The organism is uncultured Microbacterium sp. (genome assembly GCF_963521645.1).
In the GTDB taxonomy this organism is placed as follows: Bacteria; Actinomycetota; Actinomycetes; order Actinomycetales; family Microbacteriaceae; genus Microbacterium.
In genome coordinates this window covers 1-22,039 of record NZ_CAUQVQ010000043.1, presented here as the reverse complement: position 1 = coordinate 22,039, position 22,039 = coordinate 1, and the positions used below count along the sequence as shown (strand labels likewise).

The 22,039-nt window shown below is 69.7% G+C and carries 15 protein-coding genes; 6 read left to right on the top strand and 9 right to left on the bottom strand.

What is annotated here, in order from left to right; genetic code table 11:
• Nucleotides 1-432: 432 nt before the first annotated feature.
• Together RWO82_RS10395 and RWO82_RS10390 are read right to left on the bottom strand one after the other, a co-directional pair.
• Complete coding sequence (locus RWO82_RS10395; RefSeq protein WP_314426533.1) at nucleotides 433-1,404, bottom strand: electron transfer flavoprotein subunit alpha/FixB family protein; 972 nt, start codon at nucleotides 1,402-1,404, stop codon at nucleotides 433-435.
• 1 nt (nucleotide 1,405) lies between these two features.
• Nucleotides 1,406-2,182 (bottom strand): electron transfer flavoprotein subunit beta/FixA family protein, encoded by a 777-nt coding sequence (locus tag RWO82_RS10390; protein WP_314426530.1) that lies wholly within the window; start codon nucleotides 2,180-2,182, stop codon nucleotides 1,406-1,408.
• 131 nt (nucleotides 2,183-2,313) lie between these two features.
• On the opposite strand from RWO82_RS10390, the gene RWO82_RS10385 reads away from it, so the two are divergent.
• Nucleotides 2,314-2,850, top strand: a complete 537-nt coding sequence (locus RWO82_RS10385; protein WP_314426527.1) for a MarR family transcriptional regulator — start codon at nucleotides 2,314-2,316, stop codon at nucleotides 2,848-2,850.
• Between the two features lies 1 nt (nucleotide 2,851).
• The gene (locus RWO82_RS10380; RefSeq protein ID WP_314426525.1) at nucleotides 2,852-3,328 is read left to right on the top strand and encodes an SRPBCC family protein; all 477 of its coding nucleotides are present in this window, start codon (nucleotides 2,852-2,854) and stop codon (nucleotides 3,326-3,328) included.
• Nucleotides 3,329-3,409: 81 nt separating this feature from the next.
• Here the strand turns inward: RWO82_RS10380 and RWO82_RS10375 are convergent, their stop codons facing one another.
• The 4 genes from RWO82_RS10375 to RWO82_RS10360 form a co-directional block, all read right to left on the bottom strand.
• Nucleotides 3,410-4,186: an enoyl-CoA hydratase gene (locus RWO82_RS10375; protein WP_314426523.1), complete on the bottom strand. Its 777-nt coding sequence runs from the start codon at nucleotides 4,184-4,186 to the stop codon at nucleotides 3,410-3,412.
• A gap of 245 nt (nucleotides 4,187-4,431) precedes the next feature.
• A complete protein-coding gene (gene mmsB, locus RWO82_RS10370; protein WP_314426521.1) occupies nucleotides 4,432-5,334 on the bottom strand; it encodes a 3-hydroxyisobutyrate dehydrogenase in 903 nt (300 codons plus the stop codon).
• Entirely contained in the window at nucleotides 5,331-6,512 is a 1,182-nt protein-coding gene (locus RWO82_RS10365; protein ID WP_314426520.1) for an acyl-CoA dehydrogenase family protein, read from the bottom strand. The genes mmsB and RWO82_RS10365 overlap by 4 nt, the downstream gene beginning before the upstream one ends.
• Nucleotides 6,513-6,579: 67 nt before the next feature.
• Nucleotides 6,580-8,082 (bottom strand): CoA-acylating methylmalonate-semialdehyde dehydrogenase, encoded by a 1,503-nt coding sequence (locus RWO82_RS10360; protein ID WP_314426519.1) that lies wholly within the window; start codon nucleotides 8,080-8,082, stop codon nucleotides 6,580-6,582.
• A gap of 199 nt (nucleotides 8,083-8,281) precedes the next feature.
• Here RWO82_RS10360 and RWO82_RS10355 point away from each other — a divergent pair, with 199 nt between their 5' ends.
• Complete coding sequence (locus RWO82_RS10355; RefSeq protein WP_314426518.1) at nucleotides 8,282-10,309, top strand: beta-galactosidase; 2,028 nt, start codon at nucleotides 8,282-8,284, stop codon at nucleotides 10,307-10,309.
• A gap of 88 nt (nucleotides 10,310-10,397) precedes the next feature.
• Here the strand turns inward: RWO82_RS10355 and pulA are convergent, their stop codons facing one another.
• Nucleotides 10,398-16,508 carry a pullulanase-type alpha-1,6-glucosidase gene (pulA, locus tag RWO82_RS10350; protein WP_399540751.1) on the bottom strand — a complete coding sequence of 2,037 codons (6,111 nt, stop codon included), beginning with the start codon at nucleotides 16,506-16,508 and terminating at the stop codon, nucleotides 10,398-10,400.
• A gap of 398 nt (nucleotides 16,509-16,906) precedes the next feature.
• Here pulA and RWO82_RS10345 point away from each other — a divergent pair, with 398 nt between their 5' ends.
• A complete protein-coding gene (locus RWO82_RS10345) occupies nucleotides 16,907-17,887 on the top strand; it encodes a DUF559 domain-containing protein (protein ID WP_314426515.1) in 981 nt (326 codons plus the stop codon).
• An 89-nt stretch (nucleotides 17,888-17,976) separates the two neighbouring features.
• Here RWO82_RS10345 and RWO82_RS10340 read toward each other — a convergent pair whose 3' ends face one another.
• Nucleotides 17,977-19,161, bottom strand: a complete 1,185-nt coding sequence (locus RWO82_RS10340) for a thiolase family protein (protein ID WP_314426513.1) — start codon at nucleotides 19,159-19,161, stop codon at nucleotides 17,977-17,979.
• Nucleotides 19,162-19,373: 212 nt separating this feature from the next.
• On the opposite strand from RWO82_RS10340, the gene RWO82_RS10335 reads away from it, so the two are divergent.
• Nucleotides 19,374-19,961, top strand: a complete 588-nt coding sequence (locus RWO82_RS10335) for an antibiotic biosynthesis monooxygenase (RefSeq protein WP_314426511.1) — start codon at nucleotides 19,374-19,376, stop codon at nucleotides 19,959-19,961.
• Nucleotides 19,962-20,209: 248 nt separating this feature from the next.
• Here the strand turns inward: RWO82_RS10335 and RWO82_RS10330 are convergent, their stop codons facing one another.
• Nucleotides 20,210-21,109: a LysR family transcriptional regulator gene (locus RWO82_RS10330; protein WP_314426510.1), complete on the bottom strand. Its 900-nt coding sequence runs from the start codon at nucleotides 21,107-21,109 to the stop codon at nucleotides 20,210-20,212.
• A 94-nt stretch (nucleotides 21,110-21,203) separates the two neighbouring features.
• On the opposite strand from RWO82_RS10330, the gene RWO82_RS10325 reads away from it, so the two are divergent.
• Nucleotides 21,204-21,869, top strand: coding sequence for a type 1 glutamine amidotransferase domain-containing protein (locus RWO82_RS10325; protein ID WP_314426507.1), 666 nt, complete (start codon nucleotides 21,204-21,206; stop codon nucleotides 21,867-21,869).
• The last annotated feature ends 170 nt before the right edge of the window (nucleotides 21,870-22,039 follow it).

Here is a 22,039-nt window from a genome sequence, read left to right as displayed (position 1 = left end):
CCCGGTCGTTGAGCGAGGACGACGAAGTCGACCGAGACGAAACGCGCTCCGCTGCTCGCTCACCGACCGGAGACGACACAACCTCCCGGTCGTCGAGCGAGGACGACGAAGTCGACCGAGACGAAACGCGCTCCGCTGCGGACAGCGCCGCGACCGTACCCGCCGGAGGCCACGGCTCACCGCCGACGACCCGCGGGAGACCGCGTCGAACGGACACCGCCCCCGCATCGTGGCGCGTTTCGTCTCGCTGCTCCGCTGCTCGCTCAACGACCGGAGACGACGCAACCTCCCGGTCGTTGAGCGAGGACGACGAAGTCGACCGAGACGAAACGCGCTCCCCTGCCTGCTCGACGTCCGGAGACGACGCGGGAGGCCACGGTTCACCGCCGGGTACGCGCGGCAGCCCGCGCCGGAGCATCCGGGTCGCCATGACTACTTCTTCCGCGCCTCGAGGCCCGCGATCACCTGCGGGACGATCGTGAAGAGGTCGCCGACGATGCCGAAGTCCGCGACGTCGAAGATCGGCGCCTCGCCGTCCTTGTTGATCGCGACGATGTTCTTGGCCGTCTGCATGCCGGCGCGGTGCTGGATCGCTCCCGAGATGCCCAGGGCGACGTACAGCTGCGGCGAAACCGAGACGCCGGTCTGACCGACCTGGTGCGATTGCGGGATGTACCCGGCATCCACCGCGGCGCGCGACGCACCGACGGCTGCGCCCAGGGCGTCGGCCAGCTCTTCGACGAGCACGAACTTCTCCTTCGACGCGAGGCCGCGACCGCCCGAGACGACCCGCGTGGCACCGCGCAGCTCGGGTCGGGACGACGTGGTCTCCACGGCTTCCACGGCTCCGACAGTGGCCGCCGCCGCACCGGATGCGGTCACGTTCAGCGCCTCGACGGCGGGCGAGGCGACCGCCTCTGCGCGCGCCTCGACCGCGCCCTGACGCACCGTGATGATCGGGGGCCCGTACGTGGGGGCCGCGTCGACGAGATACGCCCCGCCGTAGACGGAGTGGTGGGCGACAACGCCCTCGTCGTCGCGTGAGACGCCGACCGCGTCGACCGCCAGCGCCAGGCGGGCGCGCACGGCGAGACGACCGGCGACATCGCGCCCGGAGATCGAGTTCGAGATCAGCACGGCATCCGGCCGCACCTGTTCGACGGCTGCATGCAGTGCATCGACGATCGGCACCGTGAGGATCGTGTCGTCGGCGTCGGCCGTCAGCACGACGGCGGCTCCTGCGGCGGCGACCTGCTGCGCGGCCTCGGCGGATCCGCCGACGACCACGGCGACCGGGGTGCCCACGGTCGCCGCGGCGCCGATCAGGGCCGCGGTGCTGCTCGCGGGGTTGCCGGCCGGGTCGAGGTCGACCAGCACGAGGATGGGGTTCTCGGGAGAGGTCATGTCACACCAGCCTGTTCTGCACGAGGTACTCGACGAGCTTGTCGGCGGCATCGCCGTCGTCGACGATCTTCACGCCGGCTGCGCGCGGCGGCTTCTCCGCGACCGAGGTCATGATGGTGCGCGGGGCCGCCGCCGGGTCGGCCGAGACGCCGAGGTCGTCGAGGGTGAGCACATCGAGCGGCTTCTTCTTCGCCGCCATGATGCCCTTGAAGTTCGGGAAGCGGGCGTCAGGCAGCGCTTCCGTGATCGAGATGACCGCGGGCAGGGACGCCGAGATCGACTGCGCTCCGGCATCCGCGCCCCTGGTTCCCGTGATGCCGTCCGCCGTGATCTCGACGGTCGTCAACGCCGTGGCGTGCGCCCAGCCCAGATGCTCCGCGAGCATGGCTGCCATCACTCCGCCCGAGCCGTCGGTCGACAGGTTGCCGGTGATCACGAGGTCGGGCTCGCCGCGACGGATCGCCGCGGCCAGAGTCTCGGCCGTGAGGCCCAGGTCGGCGCCAGCGAGCTGCTCGTCGGCGATGTGCACGGCCGATCCGGCACCGATCGCGAGCGCGCGGCGCACCGAGGCCGTGGAGCCCGCGGGGGCCATCGTGACGGCGACCACTTCGGTGCCCTCGTTCTTGTCGGCATGACTCAGAGCCACCTCGAGTGCACGCTCGGTGATCTCGTCGAGCACCACGTCACCGGCACCGCGCTCGGCCAGGCCGGTCTCGAGGTTCAGTTTGCGATCGCCATAGGTGTCGGGCACCTCTTTGACCAGGACGAAGATCTTCATCGATTGCTCCTCACGACTGCGTCGATTCTAGTCCCTTGATACTGAGTCTCACGTGATGCGCGACTGGGAATCACCGTGCCTCTCGGAACGCACATCACGGCGGTCTCGATCCGATGGCCTACCGTAGAACCGTGAACCGACCGCGTCCGCTGCCCGTCGATCCGCTCGCCGAGGCGAAGCGGCAATGGCTCGCGCACGGGTGGACGGACGCCGCCGACGGCATGACCGTCGTGACCTCGGTGATGCGTGCGCAGCAACTGCTGCTCGCCAGGGTGGATGCCGCGCTCAAGCCGTTCGCCCTGAGCTTCGCCCGCTACGAGATGCTGCGCCTGCTGGCGTTCAGCCGCTCCGGACGCCTGCCGCTGTCGAGCGTCGTCGCCCGGCTCCAGGTGCACGCCACGACCGTCACGAGCACGGCTGAGCGCCTCGTGCGCGACGGACTGATCGTGCGCGAGCCGCACCCGCACGACGGCCGCGCCGCGCTGCTCGCCCTGACCGACACCGGCCGCGAACTCGTCGAGCGCGCCACCTCCGCCCTCAACGCCGATGTCTTCGCCGAGCCGGGAGTCAGCAAGGAGGACGCGACCGAGCTCGTCGCGATCGTCGCCCGCATGCGCAAGGCGGCCGGCGACTTCAGCGATCCGAAGCCGCAGCCGGACGCGCTCTGACGTGTCCGAGTTCGTGCTCGAGCGCGTGATCGCCGCCCCGCGGAGCACGGTCTTCTCCGTGGCGCTCGACCCCGGGCTGCATCTGAGGTCGATGGCGCGGTACGGCGAGACGATGGTCGAGGCCCCGGCTGGCGGCGTCTTCAGCGAAGGGTCGACCGTAACCTGGCGGGCGCGGCACTTCGGCATCCCGTTCCGACTGCGTTCCGTCGTGTTCGACGTCGATCCGCCGCGCGGATTCCGTGACCGGCAGATCTCGGGGCCCTTCGGCACGTTCTGGCACGAGCACGTGTTCGAGGACCACCCGCGGGGCACGCTGATGCGCGACACTATCCGTTTCCGCTCGCCGTTCGGCCCGATAGGGAGGCTGGTCGACCGGCTCGTGCTTCGCGAGTACATGCGTCGTCTGATCGAGCAGCGCAACGACCAGCTGGCCGCAGAGGCAGAGGCAGCGGCGCACGGGCATACACGGCCCACGTGAGCGGACGGGGCCTGCAGGCCGTGCTCGAACGCCGCGGTCAGGCCGCCTGTCGTTGACCCCCGCTGCGCCCGGCCGCGCCGGTCAACGGTGCTGGAAGTCGGGCGCACGCTTCTCCCGGAAGGCCGACATGCCTTCCTTCTGATCTTCCGTGTCGAACAGCTCGGCGAACGCCTTCTTCTCATGCGCGAGACCCTCGGCGAGCGTGGTCTCCATCGCCGCGTCGAGCGCGGCCTTCGCCGCGACCACCGAGGGCAGCGACTTCGACGCGATCGTCTCGGCCATGGTCGTGGCCTCGGCGAGGAGGTCGGATGCCGGAACCACGCGCGAGACCAGGCCCGCGCGCTCCGCCTCGTCGGCGCCCATGAACCGGCCCGTGAGCACGAGCTCCGCCGCCTTGTAGTAGCCCACCGCGCGGATCAGACGCTGCGTGCCGCCCATGCCCGGGATGACACCGAGATTGATCTCGGGCTGGCCGAACTTGGCCGTGTCGGCCGCCAGGATGATGTCGCACATCATGGCGAGCTCGCATCCTCCCCCGAGTGCGAACCCCGAGACGGCGGCGATGACGGGGGTCCGCACGGCGGCGAACTCGTGCCAGACGCCGAAGTGATCGGTCTCGATCATCTCCGCGGCCGACATGCCCTCCATCTCCTTGATGTCGGCACCCGCGGCGAACGCCTTCTCCGACCCGGTGACGACGATCGCGCCCACACCGTCATCGAGGTCGAACGCCACGGCTGCGGCGGTGACCTCCTCGGCGAGACGGCTGTTCAGAGCGTTCAGAGCCTCGGGGCGGTTCAGGGTGATCCATCCGACGCGTCCGCGCTGCTCGACCAGGATCGTCTCGTATTCGGTCATCGTGAAGGCCTTTCCGTCGTGGTCATCTCAGTATGTCGCGCCGGGCTCGGCATCATCCGGCCGCGCGCGTGTTCTCAGGCTCGTCATATGCATGCTCAGATCACACGCGCATGCCCGATCGGGCCGAGCCGGCCTGCATCCGTGATCTCACCATGCATCTGTGCGGGGTCCCGGGAACAGGACCGGAGCGTGATCGCCACTTGTCGTCTCGTTCGGCTCCGCCGTGGTCGCTCGACGCCCGGGGCTCATACCCGGCCGTCGCGGATGTCGGTGATGATGCCGGAGAAGTCCCGGCCGGCGCCGTCGCCCGCGGCGAACGCGGCGTAGAGCTGCTGTGCGAGCCGGCCCATGCGGGCATCGGTGTCGGTCTGCTCGATCGCCTGCAGCGCGAGGCCGAGGTCCTTGGCCATCAGGGCACCGGCGAATCCGGGCCGGTAGTCGCGGTTCGCGGGGCTCGTGGGAACCGGACCGGGCACGGGGCAGTTCGTCGTGATCGCCCAGCACTGGCCGGATGCCTGCGACACGACGTCGAACAGCGCCTGGTGTTCGAGCCCGAGACGCTCGCCGAGCACGAACGCCTCGGCCACGGCGATCTGCGACACCGCGAGCACCATGTTGTTGCAGACCTTCGCAGCCTGCCCGAGCCCCGGGCCGCCGCAGTGCACGATGCGCTTCCCCATGACCTCGAGCAGCGGCAGCGCGGCGGCGTAGTCCTCGTCCGATCCGCCGACCATGAAGGCGAGCGTGCCGTTCTCCGCTCCGACGACACCGCCCGAGACGGGGGCGTCGATGTTGCGATGCCCCGCCGCGAGCGCCAGAGCGTGAGCCGCCCTGGCCTCGTCGACCGCGATCGTCGACGACTCGATGAACAGGGTGCCCGGTCGCGCGGCCTCGAGCAGCTCGGTGCGGTAGGCCTCGATGACGTGGCGCCCGGCCGGGAACATGGTGATGACCACGTCGGCCTCGCGAACGGCATCCGCCCCACTGGTCGCGACCGGGATGCCGGCCTCCCGCGCCGCGTCGACCGCCGCCGGCACGAGGTCGAAGCCGTGCACCTCGTGCCCCTCGGCGACGAGGTTCTTCGCCATCGGCAGACCCATGTGTCCGAGTCCGAGGAAGGCGATCCGCATCGCCGTCGCCGCGGTCATGACGCGCTCCGCATCGACGCCGAGCCCGCAGGTCGGAGCATCTCTCGCCCGACGATCAGGCGCATGATCTCGTTGGTGCCCTCGAGGATCTGATGCACGCGCAGATCCCGCACGACCCGCTCGATGCCGTAGTCCTGCAGGTAGCCGTATCCGCCGTGCAGCTGCAGCGCCCGGTTGGCGACGTCGAATCCGGCATCCGTCGCGAACCTCTTGGCCATCGCGCACCGCATCGTCGCATCCGGAGCCTGGTCGTCGACCGCGAGCGCGCCGTCGCGCACCATGAGCCGCGCGGCCTGAAGATCGGTGCGCATGTCGGCGATCGCGAACAGGATCGACTGCTTCTCGGCCAGCGGCTCACCGAACGCCACCCGCTCGTGCACGTACTGCACGGCACGGTCGAGCGCCCACTGCGCACCTCCGAGCGAGCACGCCGCGATGTTGAGGCGGCCGCCGTTGAGCGCCGACATCGCGATCGCGAAGCCCCGGCCCTCATCGCCGAGCATGTCGGATGCCGGGATGCGCACGCCGTCGAGGATCACCTGACGCGTGGGCTGCGCGTGCCAGCCCATCTTCTTCTCCGGCGCGCCGAAGCTCAGGCCCTCGGCGTCGCCGGGCACCAGGAACGCACTGATGCCTCGGGCCCCCGGCTCGCCCGTCCGCGCCATCACGACGTAGACCGCAGCCTCACCCGCTCCCGAGATGAACTGCTTGACGCCCGTGAGCAGGTAGTCGTCGCCGTCGCGCACCGCGCTCGTGGCGATGTTCGCAGCGTCCGATCCGGCTCCCGGTTCGGTGAGGCAGTAGCCGCCGAACTCCTGCATCGCGGTGAGCGCGGGCAGCCACCGGCCGCGCTGCGCATCGTCGCCGTAGGTGTCGATCATCCAGACCACCATGTTGTGGATCGAGATGTACGCGGCGACCGCCGGGTCGCCCTTGGCGAGCTCTTCGAAGATCGCGACGGTGTCGGAGCGGCTCAGCCCGGTGCCGCCGAACTCCTCTCGCGCATAGATGCCGCCCAGGCCGAGCTCCCCCGCCTTGCCGAGGGACTCGCGGGGGAAGATGTGCTTCTCGTCGCGCTCGGCGGCGAACGGGGCGAGCTCGGAGTCGGAGAACTCGCGGACGGCGTCGAGGATGGCCTCGCGTTCTTCGGCGGTGGTGGTGACGGTCGTCATGGTCATGTCATCTCCTGGGGTCGTGCGTCTCGTCTCGGGGGCCTCGCCGGCCGCGCTCGACGAACAAGAATCGTCAGTGCATGGTGGGGATCACGAAGCTCGCGCCGTCGCGGATGCCGGCAGAGGGCCAGCGGCTCGTGACGGTCTTGGTCTTCGTGTAGAAGCGGAAGGCATCGGCGCCGTGCTGGTTGAGGTCGCCGAACCCGCTGCGCTTCCAGCCGCCGAACGTGTAGTACGCGATCGGCACCGGGATCGGCACGTTCACGCCGACCATGCCGACCTCGACCCGGGCGGCGAAGTCTCGTGCGGCGTCGCCGTCGCGGGTGAAGATCGCCACACCGTTGCCGTACTCGTGCTCGGAGGCCATGCGCAGAGCCTCTTCGTAGTCGGCGGCGCGGGCGATCACGAGCACGGGTCCGAAGATCTCCTCGCGGTAGATCGCCATGTCGGTCGTGACGTGATCGAACAGCGTCGGCCCGAGGTAGAAGCCCTGCTCGTGCCCCGGCACCGTGAACCCGCGACCGTCGGCGAGGAGGGTCGCACCCTCGTCGACCCCCTGCTGGATATAGCCCTCGACGCGGTCGACCGCGGCTCGGGTCACGAGCGGCCCGTAGTCGACCTCGGCCGCGAGCGAAGGGCCGACCCGGAGCTGCGCGACGCGCTCGGTGAGCTTGGCGGCCAGAGCATCCGCCGTCTCCTGGCCGACCGGAACCGCGACCGAGATCGCCATGCAGCGCTCGCCCGCCGAGCCGTAGCCCGAGCCGATCAGCGCATCGACGGCCTGGTCGAGGTCGGCGTCGGGCATCACGATCATGTGGTTCTTGGCGCCGCCGAAGCACTGCGCGCGTTTGCCGTGCGCCGCCGCCGTCGAGTAGATGTACTCGGCGATCGGCGTCGATCCGACGAAGCCGACCGCCCGGATGCGGTCGTCGGTCAGCAGGGCGTCGACCGCCTCCTTGTCGCCGTGCACGACGTTGAGCACGCCCGCGGGCAGCCCCGCCTCGAGGAACAGCTCGGCGATGCGCACAGGCACCGAGGGGTCGCGCTCGCTGGGCTTGAGCACGACAGCGTTGCCCGCCGCGAGCGCGGGGCCCGCCTTCCACAGCGGGATCATGGCGGGGAAGTTGAACGGGGTGATCGCGGCGACGACACCGAGAGGCTGCCGCATCGAGTACACGTCGATGCCCGCGCCGGCGCCGGTCGAGTACTCGCCCTTGAGCAGGTGCGGGGCACCCGCGGAGAACTCGATGACCTCGAGGCCGCGCTGGATGTCGCCCTTCGCATCGTCGACCGTCTTGCCATGCTCGCTCGCCAGCAGCTCGGCGAGTTCCGTCATCTCGCGCTGCACGAGGTCGAGGAACCGCAACAGCACCCGCGCGCGTTTCTGCGGATTGGTCGCCGCCCACTCGACCTGCGCGGCCTCGGCGGTCGCGATCGCCTCGGCGACCTCTGCGGTGGAGGCGAGCGGCACCCGCGCCTGCACGGAACCCGTGCTCGGATCGAACACGTCGGCGAAGCGTCCGTCCTCGGGGGTGACGTGCTTTCCGCCTATGAAGTGGGGAATGGTACGAGTCATTGTGCGATGTCCCTTCGCGCCGTCGTTGGCACTATGACGATGGTACTTCGGCATCCGGGGATTTACTAGGACGTCCTTTTACTTTCGAATCGCGCACTTTGCAGTTTCGGCGGTGCCGATTCTGCAAGGTGCGCGATTCGAAGGCGGGGGGGGGCGGGGCGGCCCACCAGGGAAAACGCTTCCCGATAGGGTGGGTGGCATGCACTACGGCGCCGACTACAACCCCGAGCAGTGGCCACGAGAGGTGTGGCCCGACGACGTGCGGCTCATGCGCGAGGCCGGCGTGACGATGGTGAGCCTCGGCATCTTCTCGTGGTCGCGCATCCAACCCGCCGAGGGCGAGTTCGACTGGGAGTGGCTCGACGAGATCATCGAGCTGCTGCACGAGGGCGGCATCCGCGTCGACCTCGCGACCGCGACCGCCTCCCCTCCGCCGTGGGCGACGACCGCGTATCCCGAGATGCTCCCTCAGGATGCCGACGGCACCACCTTCTGGCCGGGCAGTCGACAGGCGTTCGCGCCCTCGTCACCGGTCTACAGACGCCTGGCATCCGAGCTCGTCACCGCTCTCGCGGAACGCTACGCACAGCATCCCGCTGTGGCGCTCTGGCACGTCAACAACGAATACGGATGCCATCTGCACTACGACTACTCCGATGCGGCGCGCGACCACTTCCGCGCGTGGCTGGAGCGGAAGTACTCCACGATCGATGCGCTGAATCACGCGTGGGGCACCGACTTCTGGTCGCAGCGCTACACGGCGTTCGAGCAGATCGTGCCGCCGCGCAAGGCCCCGTACAGCATCAATCCGACGAGCGTGCTCGACTTCAAGCGGTTCACCTCCGACACGCTTCTCGAGCTCTACGTCATGGAGCGCGACATCATCCGCGCCGCCGGAGCGACCCAGCCGATCACGACGAACTTCATGGGTGCGTTCCCCCCGGCCGACTACTGGAAGTGGGCGGCCGAGGTCGATGTGATCAGCGACGACAACTACCCCGACCCCAACGACCCCGAGTCGTTCCGCGGGGCGGCGTTCGCCCGTGAGCTGATGCGCGGCCTCAAGCCCGGTGTGCCGTGGCTGCTCACCGAGCAGTCGACCAACGCCCTGAACTGGCGGCCGACGAACGCCCCCAAGGCTCCGGGCCAGATGGCCGCGATCACCGCGCAGGCGGTCGGCCGCGGCGCAGACGCCATCATGTTCTTCCAGTGGCGCCAGTCGCGCCGCGGCAGCGAGAAGTTCCACTCCGCGATGGTGCCGCAGGCAGGTCTCGACACCCGCACGTGGCGGGAGGTCGTCGACCTCGGCGACCGACTCCGGCAGCTGCCCGACCTCCCCGACGTCTCGTCCGGGGCGCGGATCGCCCTGGTGTTCGACTGGGAGAACTGGTGGGCGCTCGACGGACGCGACCACCCGATCGTGCTCGACTATCTCACGCTGTCGCACCGCTGGCACGCGGCTCTGCACCGGCAGAACCTCGTGGTCGACATCGTGAACACGACGAGCGACCTGAGCGCCTACTCGCTCGTGATCGCGCCGCAGCAGTATCTGCTCGGCGACGAGGGCGCCGCGAACCTCGCGGCCTACGTCGAGCAGGGCGGCCGCCTCTTCGTCTCGGCCTTCAGTGACGTCGTCGATCAGGACGACGCGTTCCGCGATGGCGGTTTCCTCGTCGCGCTGCGCGACGTGCTCGGAGTCGCCCTGGAGGACTTCGGCGCACTCGTGCCGCCCGAGTCCGTGCGGTCGGCCGACTCGGCGGGCGAGGTCGCGAGCCATGCCGTGCCCGACGGACCCGGCCAGTCGGAGGCGCCACTCGACGGGCCGGCCGGCCGCATCGTCGGGCAGTACTTCGCCGAGGAGCTCCTCGTGCAGGATGCCGAGGTGCTCGGTTCCTTCACCGACGGCCGCACCCAGGGGCGGGCGGCGTTCACGCGCAAGAGCTTCGGCGAAGGCCACGGCTACTATCTCGCGACCATCCCCGATGACGACGGGATGCGCGCGGTCCTGCGCTGGCTCGCCGCCGAGGCCGGTGTGGCGCCCGAGATCGAGGGGCTGCCCGAACACGTCGAGATCGCGCGCCGCGGCGGCATCCTCACGGTGATCAACCACAGCGCGGATCCGTTCGCGGTCGACGTGCCGGGCACCGACCTGCTCACCGGCTCGACTGCCGCCCGTCGCGAGCTGGGCGCCTACGGATGGGCGTTCATCGACACGCGCGCCGGCTGATCGGGCCGTCGGACGCACTGCCGGCCTCCCCGGGGGCACGGACACGCGGATGCCGGGGCGCGCACCCCGGCATCCGCGCGTCATCGCGTCAGTGCACGATCACGGGCAAAGGCAGCCGCATCCGCGAGTCCTGCCAGGGCTCGGTCCCCTCGAAGCTCACCGTGAGCAGGTGCAGCCCGCGGCCGAGCTTCGGCACGGAGACCGTGACGCGACCGTCGTGCTCGGGCGTGATCGGCACAGTGGCGACGACCACACCGCGGTCCCGCACCACCACCTCGCCCACGGGATCGCTGCCGTCGGCCGCCGAGACCTGCACCTTCACGGTGGCCGACCTTCCTGCCTTGACGAGCACGTCGGTAGACGCCCGCAGCGTCGTGTCGATCGGCTGCACCTGGTCGTCGACGAGCACGGCCACCGAGCGGGCGGGGATCGTCACGGTGCCGGTCGCCGCGTCCCACGTCGTGGTCCTGACCACCGCATCGGCTCCGTTCGCCTGGGCCGGAGTCAGCGCGAACGAGCGCCCGGCCAGACCCGCCACCGTCTGCGTGACCGGCGACGGCGAGGAGTTGAACGCGACGAGCGCTCCGTCGAGATCCGCGTCGGCATCCGCGCCCACCAGGTCGTCGATCTGCATCAGGATCACTCCCGGTGCCGCCGCCGCACCCCCGTTCGGGAAGCTGACCTTCTGCTGGATCAGCTCGGCAGAGCCCAGACGCAGCAGGTCGACCTCCTCGCGCACCCGCAGCAGATCGAGCGCGGATGCCTCGGCCGCCGCCATGTCGGCCGCGGCCGGCTTGAGTGCGGGGTCGGCGAGCAGCGGTGCCATGATCGGCCACTTCTCCTCGTTGTCGGCCGCGGTCGGGAGCCCGGAGCCGAACGTGGACTCCTGTCCCGTCCAGTCGATGCGGTTGAACCAGTCGCCCGCGTTGTAGCTGTTGCGGTCGAGTGACTTCGAGCGCAGCAGCTCGGTGCCCGCATGCCAGAACGAAGGCGACTGCGAGAGCGTCACGGTCGCGAGCGACAGCGTGTTCATGCGCACGCGATCGGCCATCGGCGTGTCCACCGGCAGCTTGAGCACCGAGAGGTCGTAGAGCGTCTCGTTGTCGTGCGCGTCGACGTAGTTGATCACCTCGTCCGGCTGGTCGGCATACCCTGCCGCCGAACCGCGATAGTCGATGCCCTCTCCTGGCGTCACCGCGCCGTCGCTCGTCGTGAACGAGAAGTCGCGCAGGTTGCCCGCGAGCCCGAGCTTGACGAGGTCGGTCTCGTGCCCGAGGTCGGCGAGCGCCTGCTCCGTCGTGCCGTTGATCGGGTCGCCGTTCGGATCGGTCCCGAGACCGGTGCCGAAGCCCTGGCGGAAGGTGGTCGAGGAGTCGACGGGGCTGCCGCCGTGCACGGCATCGCGCAGCCGGTCGTTGAAGGTGCCGATGCCGGTGCCGCCGAGCTGCCCCTGCGTGGCCTGCTCGAACAGGGCGTTGTCGGCCACCTCTCCGAAGTTCCAGCCCTCGCCGTACAGGAGGATCGCCGAGCCGTCGACGCCGTCCTTCTCGAGCGTCAACGCGTCGAGCGCGTCACGGACCGCCGTCATGTTCGCCGTCGAGTGGTGACCCATGAGGTCGAAACGGAAGCCGTCGACCTTGTAGTCCCGGGCCCACGTCACGATCGAGTCGACCATGAGCTTCTGCGCGGCGAGGTGCTCGGTCGCGACGTTCTGGCAGCACGTCGAGGTCTCGACGCCTCCCGCCGCGTTGAGCCGGTGGTAGTAGCCGGGAACCACCTGGTCGAGCACCGACTTGTCGGCCTGACCGGATGCCGCGGTGTGGTTGAACACCTGATCGAGCACGACCTGCAGGTCCATGTCGTGGAGCGCGCCCACCATCGATCGGAACTCGCTCACCCGCGCGCCGCCGTCGGCATCGACCGCGTACGAGCCCTCGGGAGTCGAGAAGTGGTACGGGTCGTACCCCCAGTTGAATGCGTCGGCATCCGCGACGGCCTGGATGCACGCCTGCTGCGCGGCGTCGGCCGGACCGAACGACGCGAGGTCGCAGTCGGGCACCGCCTGTGCCGCCCTGTCCTCTTCGATCGACGCGATGTCGAAAGACGGCAGCAGGTGCACGGTGTTGATGCCGGCATCCGCGAGCTGCCGCAGCTGTTGCGTGCCCGCACTGTCGCGAGTGAACGCGAGGTAGGTGCCGCGCTCGGCCTCGGGGACGCTCTCATCGGTGATCGAGAAGTCCCGGATGTGCAGCTCGTAGATCGCACGGTCGACCGCGCGCTCGACGACGGGCGCCTCGGCCTTCTGCCACTGCTTCGGCTGCCAGGCCTTGTCGTCGAGGTCGATCGCGACCGAGCGCTGCGAGTTCGGCGTGAGGGCCGTCGAGTACGGGTCGGTGACCCGGTTCGTCTCGATCGCCTGGGTGGTGGGAGCGTAGACGACGACCTCCCAGAGGTACTCGTCGCCCTTGAGGTCTTTCTTGCCCTGCACCGACCAGACGCCGGATGCCGCGTCCCACGCAGCCTCATGGCGCGTGGGGTCGCCCTCGGCGCCCTCGTCCCACGTGAGCAGCGTCGCGCTCTGCGCGGTCGGCGCCCACAGCCGGAACGTCGGCTTCTTGCCCGAGAAGGTCACACCGAGCTCGACGTCGTCGAGCGCTGCGGCATAGAGGTCGTCGAGCACTCCCGCGATCTGCACGCCCGTGAACGCCGTGAGCGCACCGGTCTCATCGCGCTGAGCCACCGCGAGCTGCGTGCGCACCAGCGCCGCCGCGTCCGCGTCGGTCACACGCAGGGCGAGGTAGCCCTCGAGCGCCGGGAACCGGGCGAGCTGCTCATCGCTCAGGCCGCCCTCGACCACGTCGAGCGCGATCGGCTCCGCTCCCGTGACCTCGCCGTCGGCCACGGCGAGCGACGCATCGGCGGAGGAGTACAGCTGATAGGCCGCCCTGTCGACGGACCCGAGGGTCGCCGGCCATGCGATCGTCTCGGCATCGACCCACTGCGCGCGCTGCTCTCCGGTGCCGGGGAGCTGCGGGTCGGCGCTCGTGACCTCGAGCACGTGCGTCGCGAGCGTGTAGCGGAACGAGGTGACCGTGCCCTCGGTGGCGGTGAACGAGATGTTCGCGCCGCCCGGCACGCCGTCGGCGCCGTAGTTCTCGTCCCAGCTCAGACCGTGCGCGACCTTGAGCTCGTACGCGCCGGTCGGCAGATCAGCGGTCGAGAACTCGTAGACGCCGTCTCGATCGCCGTCGGCCATGAGCGTGCCGAGGCAGTCGGGCGACCAGTCGGCTGCACACCCGAGCTCGTCCTGCAGCGAACCCGGCAGAGTGACGATGGGGCCATCGGCCGTGGACTGCACGATGTTCGTGCGCGGGTCGAAGTAGAAGGTGATCGGCCCACCCGAGTGCGTGAGCGTGACGTTCGCGCCGTCGGGCACGCCGTTCGTCCCGTAGTTGATGGCCCAGCTGCCGTTGATCGCCGCCTTGTACTCGTAGTCGCCGGCCGGCAGATCGAAGGTCCCCGCCCACACGCCGTCGGCGCGCAGCGTCAGCTTCGCCTTCTCGCAGGCCGGGTCCCAGTCGCCCGCGCACCCCAGCTCGGAGTTGAGGCTGCCGGGCACCGTCACCATGTCGATGGGCGACTCGGGCTCCTCGCCGAGTTCGAGCGTCACGGCGTTGCCGACCGAAGCGTAGGTCGAGGCCGCCGCGTGGTTGCCCGCGGCATCCGTCGTGACGGCGCGGTACTCGATCAGCGTGCCGTTGGCGAGATCGCGGATGTCGTGGAAGACGCGCGGATCGGTGTCCTCCGCGGTGCCCAGGGCCTGCCACTCGTCGGAGCCGACGACGCGCCAGGCGAAGCTGGTCTGCGCCCACTGATCGGCGATGTCGGCCTGCACGGCGGACTGTCCGGTCACGCCAGCTCCGGCCGCGGGGACGGTCACGTCGACGGATGCCGCCTCGGACGGCGCCGTGACGGTCGTGTCGGCCTTCCAGACCACGGCCGACAGCGCCGGCACGGTGATCGAGGCGGCGCTGCCGGCATCCGTCGTGAGCGGCGCCGCGTCGCCGTAGAGCACCTCGTACGAGGCGGCGGCGGTCAGCGTGGCGAGGTCGACCGTCTGCGCGGTCGCGGCGTTGTTGACCGCGACGAGGTACTCGACCTTGTCGTCGGCGTCCACCCTGGAGAACGCGTACACGCCTGCGCCGGATGCCGCATAGCGCTCGATCTGGGCACCCTCGCCGAGTGCGGGGTGGGCCTCACGCAGAGCCGACAGCGCGGCGATGTGCTGGTACAGCTCGACGTCGGTCGCGTAGCGGTCGACCGAGCCGGCCCGCTCTCCCGTGATGAGGTTCTGGTCGGCGTACTCGCCCACCTGAGTGGCGAACAGCGACTGGCGAGCATCCTTGTCGCCACCCGGGCCGGTGAAGCCCTGCTCGTCGCCGTAGTAGACGACGGGCTGGCCGCGCGTGAGGAACATGAGCTCGTGCGCCAGCTCGTCCCGCTGCAGCGGAGCATCCGTCGATTGCAGGAACGACCCGACCCTTCCCATGTCGTGGTTGCCGAGGAAGGTGGGAAGCGCCGTGGCCGAGGAATCCGGGGTCGTGTAGCGGTCGTCGCCGGCGAACAGCGACTGCAGCCCCTTGGCGGAGTTGCCCGACGCGTAGCTGACCGCGGAGGACTGGAAGGTGAAGTCGAGGATCGAGTTCATGTCGGTGTCGCGTACGTAGGGCGCGAGCTTCACCGGATCGGCATCGTAGACCTCGCCGAACATGAAGAAGTCGTCGTTGCCCTGCTCGTGGGCGTAGTCGAGGACGTCGGCGGTCCACTTCTCCCAGAACTCGAAGTTCACATGCTTGACCGTGTCGATGCGGAAGCCGTCGATCCCGAGATCGACCCACTGCTCGTAGACGTCGACGAAGCCGTTGACGACCGTCGGGTGCTCGGTCATGAGGTCGTCGAGACCGCTGAAGTCGCCGTAGGTGACCGACTCCCCCGACCAGGTCGAGTCCCCGCGGTTGTGGTACAGTGTCGGGTCGTTGAGCCAGGCGGGCACCTTCACGTCGGCCTCGCTGTCGGCGACCACGGGGGTGTAGGGGAAGCTCGTCGCGGGGTCGAGCTCGGGGAAGCCGTCGGTGCCCGCGTGGTCGGCCGGATCGAACGCCGTGCCCGCGGCATCCGTGTAGGGGCTGGTGGCCTGATCGATGTACGAGTACTGGCCCTCCGCGTAGTCGATCACGTCGGCGGTGTGGTTCGTGATGATGTCGAAGTACACCTTGATGCCGCGGTCGTGGGCGTCGGCGATCAGCGCCTGCAGCTCTTCATTGGTGCCGAGGTGCGGATCGATGCGCGTGAAGTCGGTGATCCAGTAGCCGTGATACCCGGCCGAGGCGTTCGCGCCCTCTCCCTGCACCGGCTTGTTGGCGAAGCTCGGCGTCAGCCAGATCGCCGATGTGCCCAGGCCCTCGATGTAGTCGAGGTTGTTCCGGATGCCGGCGATGTCGCCGCCCTGGTAGAAGCCCTTGTCGGTGGGGTCGAAGCCCGTGGTGAGCCTGTCTCCCTCGAGGCCGCCCGCGTCGTTGGCGGTGTCGCCGTTCGCGAACCGATCCGTCATCACGAAGTAGAACTGCTCACCGGCTCCTGCCTGACGAGCCGGGCTCTCGACCAGCGCGTCGTCGTCGGCCGTGTAGCCGCCGCGAAGATCGGTCGCTTCGAGACCCACCCGCTTGAGGGCGTCGTCGAACGTGAAGCGCAGGGTCGTGGGGCCGGCGACCGTGAGGGGGATGTCGTCGGCTCCCCCGTCGAGCCCGTACGCCTCGTCCCAGCCGTCGTTCACCGCGACCTTGTACTGCCAGGTGCCCGCGGGGACCTCGAACTCGGCGGAGTAGATGCCCTCGGCGCCCGTGGGCTGGAGCTCGGTCTCGGCGCAGTCGGGCGCCCAGTCGGCCGCACAGCCGAGCTCGGACTGCAGCGAGCCGACCAGGGCCACGGTGCGATCGGCGGCGGATGCCGGTGCGGCGCTGAGCGTGCCCGCTGCGGCGAAGCCCGAGACGATGAGCCCCGCAGCGGCGAGGAAGGCGAGCGGACGTGAGGCGGTCGTCTTCGACCGGGCCGACTTGAACAAGTGGTGCTCCCTGGGTGCGGGCGGACACGACGACGTGTCCGAAGGCTTGCGAGTGAAGCTAGCAGGGTGCTGCGCCATACTGCAAGCGCTTGCAGGAGTGTCCTGGCGAAAAGTCGGGGGTCCAGGCTGCGTCACTGGACGAAAGTCGCAAGCGCTTCCACGTGACGGTGGTCGAGCGTGAGGAGTTCTCGCCGCGTTCACCGCGTGGTCATGTTCGCCGACTACAACTGCAGGTGCACGGACACAGACTCAGACCGGATCGGGTAGTCACGTCATCCGTGCACACGGTGAGCCTCTGCTCCCGAACAGACCCCCGCCGAATCGGGTCGGCGGGGGTCTTCTCTGTCGGCCCCGGCCTTCGAATCGCTTACTTTGCAGTTTCCAGCCCTCCATTTCTGCAAGGTGCGCGATTCGAAGCCGTGGGAGCTGTGGACAACGGCATCCGGCGAGGGCCGCTGCATGCCACCGTGTCGGCCATGACGTCACGAGAGAACCTCCCTGAGCACCTCCGCGATACCGGCTTCTCGGTGCATATCGCCCGTCTGCACGGAGTCAGCCGCAATCGCCTGCGCGGCACGGACCTCGACGCACCGTTCTTCGGCGTGCGGACTCCGGCCGGGACGGTGCCGACGTTCGACCACGTCGAGGATCCGTATGAACGGCAGCGCCGAGCGCGGGTTCATCGTGCGCGGGTATACGCCCCACGACTGCACACCGGCCACTTCTTCAGTCATCAGACGGCCGCGTCCGTCTGGGGCGCTCCGCTGCCGCTCGAGTTCACCGATGATGACGAGATCGCGACGTACGGCGACCTCGATCTGCATGTCAGCGCATCCGGTCACACGCCCTTCCCCCGCGCCCGCGGCATGGTCGGCCACCGGACGCTGTCGAGCATGACGGAGGTCACGGTGCACGACGGCCTGCGCGTCACCTCTCCCGCCGCGACCTGGGCGTCGCTCGGCGGACTTCCCCTGTTCGACATCGTCGCTCTCGGTGATCACATGTGCCGGGTGTGGCGCGAAGGACGGGGCCGGCCGACACCCGGCCGCGCACCACTGGCGACCCGGAAGGATCTGCAGACCATGCTCGACGCGGGACGGCGTCGCGGAGCAGCACGGCTCAGGGATGCGCTCGAACTCGTCCGCGAGGACTCATGGTCGCCACGTGAGACGCGCGTACGCTGCATCCTCGTCGCCGGCGGGCTGCCGGAACCGGAGCTCAACGTCGATCTCTACGGCGAGGACGGGCGATTCCTCGGATGCGTCGACATGGTCTACCGCGAGGCCCGTGTGGTCATCGAGTATCTCGGCATGCTGCATGGGGAGCGGTGGGCGGCGGATGTGGAGCGGCTGGCACGCCTCCGCGCGGCGGGCTGGACCGTCATCGAGGTCGCAGCGCCGCTGCTGCGTCGACCAGAGGACCTGGTGCGCCGTGTGGCCTCGGCTCTCGGAGTCTGACCCGGGGCGCTTCGAATCGCGCACTTTGCAGTTCTGGGGCCGGGATTTCTGCAAAGTACGCGATTCGAAGCGGGAGGGGAAGGAACCGGCTAGAGGCGCTCGATGATCGTGGCGTTCGCCATGCCGCCGCCCTCGCACATGGTCTGCAGACCGAATCGGCCGCCGACGGCCTCGAGGTGGTCGATGAGGGTTCCGAGCAGGCGCGTGCCCGATGAGCCGAGAGCGTGCCCGAGAGCGATCGCTCCTCCGCGGGGGTTGAGCTTGGCGGCATCCGCTCCGAGCTCGGCGGCCCACGCGAGCGGCACGGAAGCGAACGCCTCGTTGACCTCGTAGGCGTCGAGGTCATCGATCGTGAGCCCGGTACGCTCGAGGATGCGCCGCGTGGCGGGGATCGGCCCGGTGAGCATCATCAGGGGGTCGTCTCCGACCACCGTGAAGGCGTGGAACCTCGCGCGAGCGGTGAGGCCCAGCTGTTCGGCCCGCTCGGCGCTCATCAGCAGGGCGGCGGATGCCCCGTCGGTGAGTGGCGACGAGTTGCCCGGGGTGATCCTCCACTCGACCTCGGGGAACCGCGCGGCGAGCGCGTCGGTGCGGAACGCCGGGTTCAGCCCCGCGAGCCCCTCGGCCGTCGTGCCGGCGCGGACGGTCTCATCACGCACGGCATCCGGTGCCTCCGCGATCGGGATGATCGTCCGGTCGAAGAAACCGCCGGCCCAGGCATCCGTCGCGCGGCGATGCGACTCGGCGGCGTATGCGTCGAGCATGTCTCGGTCGAGGCCCCAGCGTTGGGCGATGAGTTCGGCCGAGACGCCCTGGTTCACGAGGCCTTCGGGGTAGCGCTCGCGCAGGCGGGGCGACATCGGACTGCCTCCCGCGGCCGACGAACCGAGGGGTACGCGGCTCATCGACTCGACACCGCCGACGAGGACCGCATCGTACGCTCCGGCGATGATCCCCTGCGCGGCGAAGTGCACCGCCTGCTGGCTCGACCCGCACTGACGGTCGATGGTCGTGGCGGGGATCGTCTCGTCGAAGCCGGCCGCGAGCACGGCCTGACGGGCGATGTTCGACGACTGATCGCCTACCTGGCTCACACAGCCGAGGAGCACGTCGTCGATCTGCCGCGATTCCAGACCGTTGCGTTCGAGGATCGCGGCGAGCGCGCCGGCCGCCAGGTCGACCGGGTGCACGCCCGCGAGCGCTCCCCCCGGCTTGCCGCGACCGACGGGGGTGCGGACGACATCGACCAGGACGGCTTCACTGCGCGTGCTCATGGGTCCTATTCTCGCCCTCGAGTTTCGTTCGAATCGCGCACTTGGCAAGAATCAGCCGCCGGAATCTGCAAGGTGCGCTATTCGAAGGGCATCAACCCGGCACCAACCCCCAGCATCCGAAATACAATCGTTGATGCGCCCGCACCCCGGCGCATCCCCCACCGTCGAGGCGCCCGCGACCCGGGTTGACCGCTCTCTCCGAGGACCCCACCATGTCCAGCGAACCCATCACCGTCTCCATCCGCCGCGAGGTCGACCCCGAGCACGTGGCCGCCGCCACCGCGTGGGTGCAGACCGGCGTGAATCTCGCTCATCGGTATCCGGGCTTCCTCGGGTCGGGATGGGTGCGCGACGGCGAGGACTCGCACATCTGGCACATGCTCTACCGCTTCTCCGACGAGAAGTCGCTCATCGCCTGGGAGCAGTCGGGCGAGCGCGAGTGGTGGAAGTCGACCGGCGACCAGTTCGTGCGCAGCGAGCGCGTGCACCGTCGCACCGGCATCGAGGGGTGGTTCGACGAGCCGACCACCGACACCATCACGCTCCCCCGGGCCGACGGCTCGACGACGACCGTCGCGATGGTCAGCACTCCCCCGCGGTGGAAGCAGGCCGTGTCGATCTGGCTCGGATTCTTCCCCCTCAACCTCGCCTTCACGTATGCGCTGAGCCCCGTGCCGGGCTGGAACGAGCTGCCGATCTGGCTGCGCGTGCTCGCCACGACCGCCGTGCTGACGCCGATCATGACCTACTGGGTGCTGCCGTTCGTCACGCGTTCGCTGCGCCGCTGGCTCACCCGCTGACGCGGGGTCGCGGGGTCGCGGCGTCCCGGGCGCCCGGGGTCGCGGGGCGGGTCGCGGGGTCGATTTCGCACCGGAACCGCGGGTTTCGGATGCAGAACTGACCCCGCACGAGCGACCTGGGGCGTGCTCGACCATGCGCGCGGGGCAGCATCGCCATCGGGGTCGATTTCGCACCGGAACCGCGCGTTTCGGATGCAGAACTGGCCCCGCACGAGCGATCGCCCGCCAGCGGTGCTGAGGTCGGCAGGTCAGAGGTGGGCGACCGCGGCGCGCAGCGCTCGCTCGACGGCCAAGACCCCCTCGGTCATCGGACCAGGCCTTCGCACGAGGTGCAGGGTGTTGATGGGCGGGTCCTCGGTGGGCCGGAGATCGACGAGCCTCCCGTCGGCGAGCTCGTCGGCGATCAGATAGGTCGGCAGCACGGTGATGCCTGCTCCGGCGACGGCAGCAGCAGCGAGTGCACGCAGATCCGGGAAGACGAGGGCCGGTTCCCGATCGAGACGGATGCCGAAGACGTGCCGCCAGTACCTGCGCAGGATCGGCACGTCACGGTCGTAGGACAGCAGCGGTGCGGAGACGAGTGCGTCCTGGGTGAGTGCCGGCGATGGCTCGATGCCCAGCGACGGCGAGGCCACGAGTGCGAACTCCTCGTCGAAGAGCGGCGTGCTCGGCACCGTGCGCCCTCTCGGACGCACCGCCGAGATCACCAGGTCGAGACTGCCGACCCTGAGCTGTTCGAGCAGGTCGTCGGCGAGACCGGTGGTCACTGCGAGCCGCAGCCCGTCTGCGACCGCGGGCGCGAGAGCGGGCGCGGCGACGTGAGCCAGGAACTCGGCGGCCCCGCCCACACGCACCGACGGCGACTCTGCGGCGGGGCGGGTGCCGAGAGCATCCGCCAGCGCGTCGAGAGGGCCGGAGAGCCGGGCAGCGAGCTCGTCAGCCCGCGGGGTCGGACGGATGCCGCGGGCATGACGCATGAACAGCGGCTCGCCGACACTCGCCTCCAGCGCCTGGAGCTGCGTCGTCACGGAGGACTGCGCGAGCCCCAGCGTGCGCACGGCAGCCGACACGGAGCCGGATCGATGCGCCGCGAGAAAGGTGCGCCACAGTCCGATATCCCGTAGCCCATCGAAATTCCGATCGCTCATATCGGCAATCTATCGGAATCAGCCTTCCTCGGCCCTGGTTGTCCCGGAGATCGCATCCGCACGGCATCCGCCGTCCGACCACTCAGGAGCACTCATGTCATCCGTCCTCTTCGTCGTCACCGGCGCCCGCACCTGGACCCTCACCGACGGCACCGAGCACCCCACCGGCTACTGGGCCGAAGAACTGCTCGCCCCCTACCGACTGCTCACCGCCGCAGGCCATGACGTCGTGTTCGCGACTCCCGGCGGTGTCGAGCCGGTGGCCGACTCGTCGAGCCTCGGCGACGGCGATGCCGCCGCCCTCGCGCAGATCCCGGGGCTCTCGACTCCCCTGGTGCTCGCCGACGTCGACGCCGCCGACTACGCAGCCGTCTACTACCCGGGCGGTCACGGTCCGATGCAGGATCTCGCCGTGGATGCCGATTCGGCCGCGCTCATCTCCGCGACCGTCGCGGACGGCCGCCCGTTGGCCGCGGTCTGCCACGGTCTCGCCGCTCTGCTTCCCGCACGCGATGCAGACGGCCAGGCGATCGTCGCCGGCCGCCGCATCACCGGCTTCTCCGATGAGGAGGAGCGCATCGGCGGGCTCGCGGATCGCGCCCCGTTCCTGCTCGAGACCTCGCTGCGTGAGCTCGGCGCCGATGTCGACGTCACCGATCCCTGGAGCGACCACACGATCGTCGACGGCCTGCTCATCACAGGACAGAACCCGCAGTCGTCGGCATCCGCTGCCCAGGCGCTCATCGCGGCGCTCGCCTGACGCAGCGCGCCGCGGCGCGGCGCCCCCGCCCCTTCCCGCACCTTCCGCGCGGGGTCACTTTCGCACCGCACCGTCGTCGCGGGGTCAGTTTCACACGGGAAACGTGCCCTTCCGGTGCGAAACTGACCCCGCGGCGGCGGAAGGGTGCGAAATCGACCCGGCCACGACCC

Coding starts and splice junctions, on each gene's coding strand:
- RWO82_RS10365 (WP_314426520.1), bottom strand. CDS start 6,512: ATGACCATGACGACCGTCACCACCACCGCCGAAGAACGCGAGGCCATC.
- RWO82_RS10330 (WP_314426510.1), bottom strand. CDS start 21,109: ATGAGCGATCGGAATTTCGATGGGCTACGGGATATCGGACTGTGGCGC.
- RWO82_RS10325 (WP_314426507.1), top strand. CDS start 21,204: ATGTCATCCGTCCTCTTCGTCGTCACCGGCGCCCGCACCTGGACCCTC.
- pulA (WP_399540751.1), bottom strand. CDS start 16,508: ATGGCGCAGCACCCTGCTAGCTTCACTCGCAAGCCTTCGGACACGTCG.
- RWO82_RS10355 (WP_314426518.1), top strand. CDS start 8,282: ATGCACTACGGCGCCGACTACAACCCCGAGCAGTGGCCACGAGAGGTG.
- RWO82_RS10360 (WP_314426519.1), bottom strand. CDS start 8,082: ATGACTCGTACCATTCCCCACTTCATAGGCGGAAAGCACGTCACCCCC.
- RWO82_RS10345 (WP_314426515.1), top strand. CDS start 16,907: ATGACGTCACGAGAGAACCTCCCTGAGCACCTCCGCGATACCGGCTTC.
- RWO82_RS10335 (WP_314426511.1), top strand. CDS start 19,374: ATGTCCAGCGAACCCATCACCGTCTCCATCCGCCGCGAGGTCGACCCC.
- mmsB (WP_314426521.1), bottom strand. CDS start 5,334: ATGACCGCGGCGACGGCGATGCGGATCGCCTTCCTCGGACTCGGACAC.
- RWO82_RS10340 (WP_314426513.1), bottom strand. CDS start 19,161: ATGAGCACGCGCAGTGAAGCCGTCCTGGTCGATGTCGTCCGCACCCCC.
- RWO82_RS10390 (WP_314426530.1), bottom strand. CDS start 2,182: ATGAAGATCTTCGTCCTGGTCAAAGAGGTGCCCGACACCTATGGCGAT.
- RWO82_RS10395 (WP_314426533.1), bottom strand. CDS start 1,404: ATGACCTCTCCCGAGAACCCCATCCTCGTGCTGGTCGACCTCGACCCG.
- RWO82_RS10375 (WP_314426523.1), bottom strand. CDS start 4,186: ATGACCGAATACGAGACGATCCTGGTCGAGCAGCGCGGACGCGTCGGA.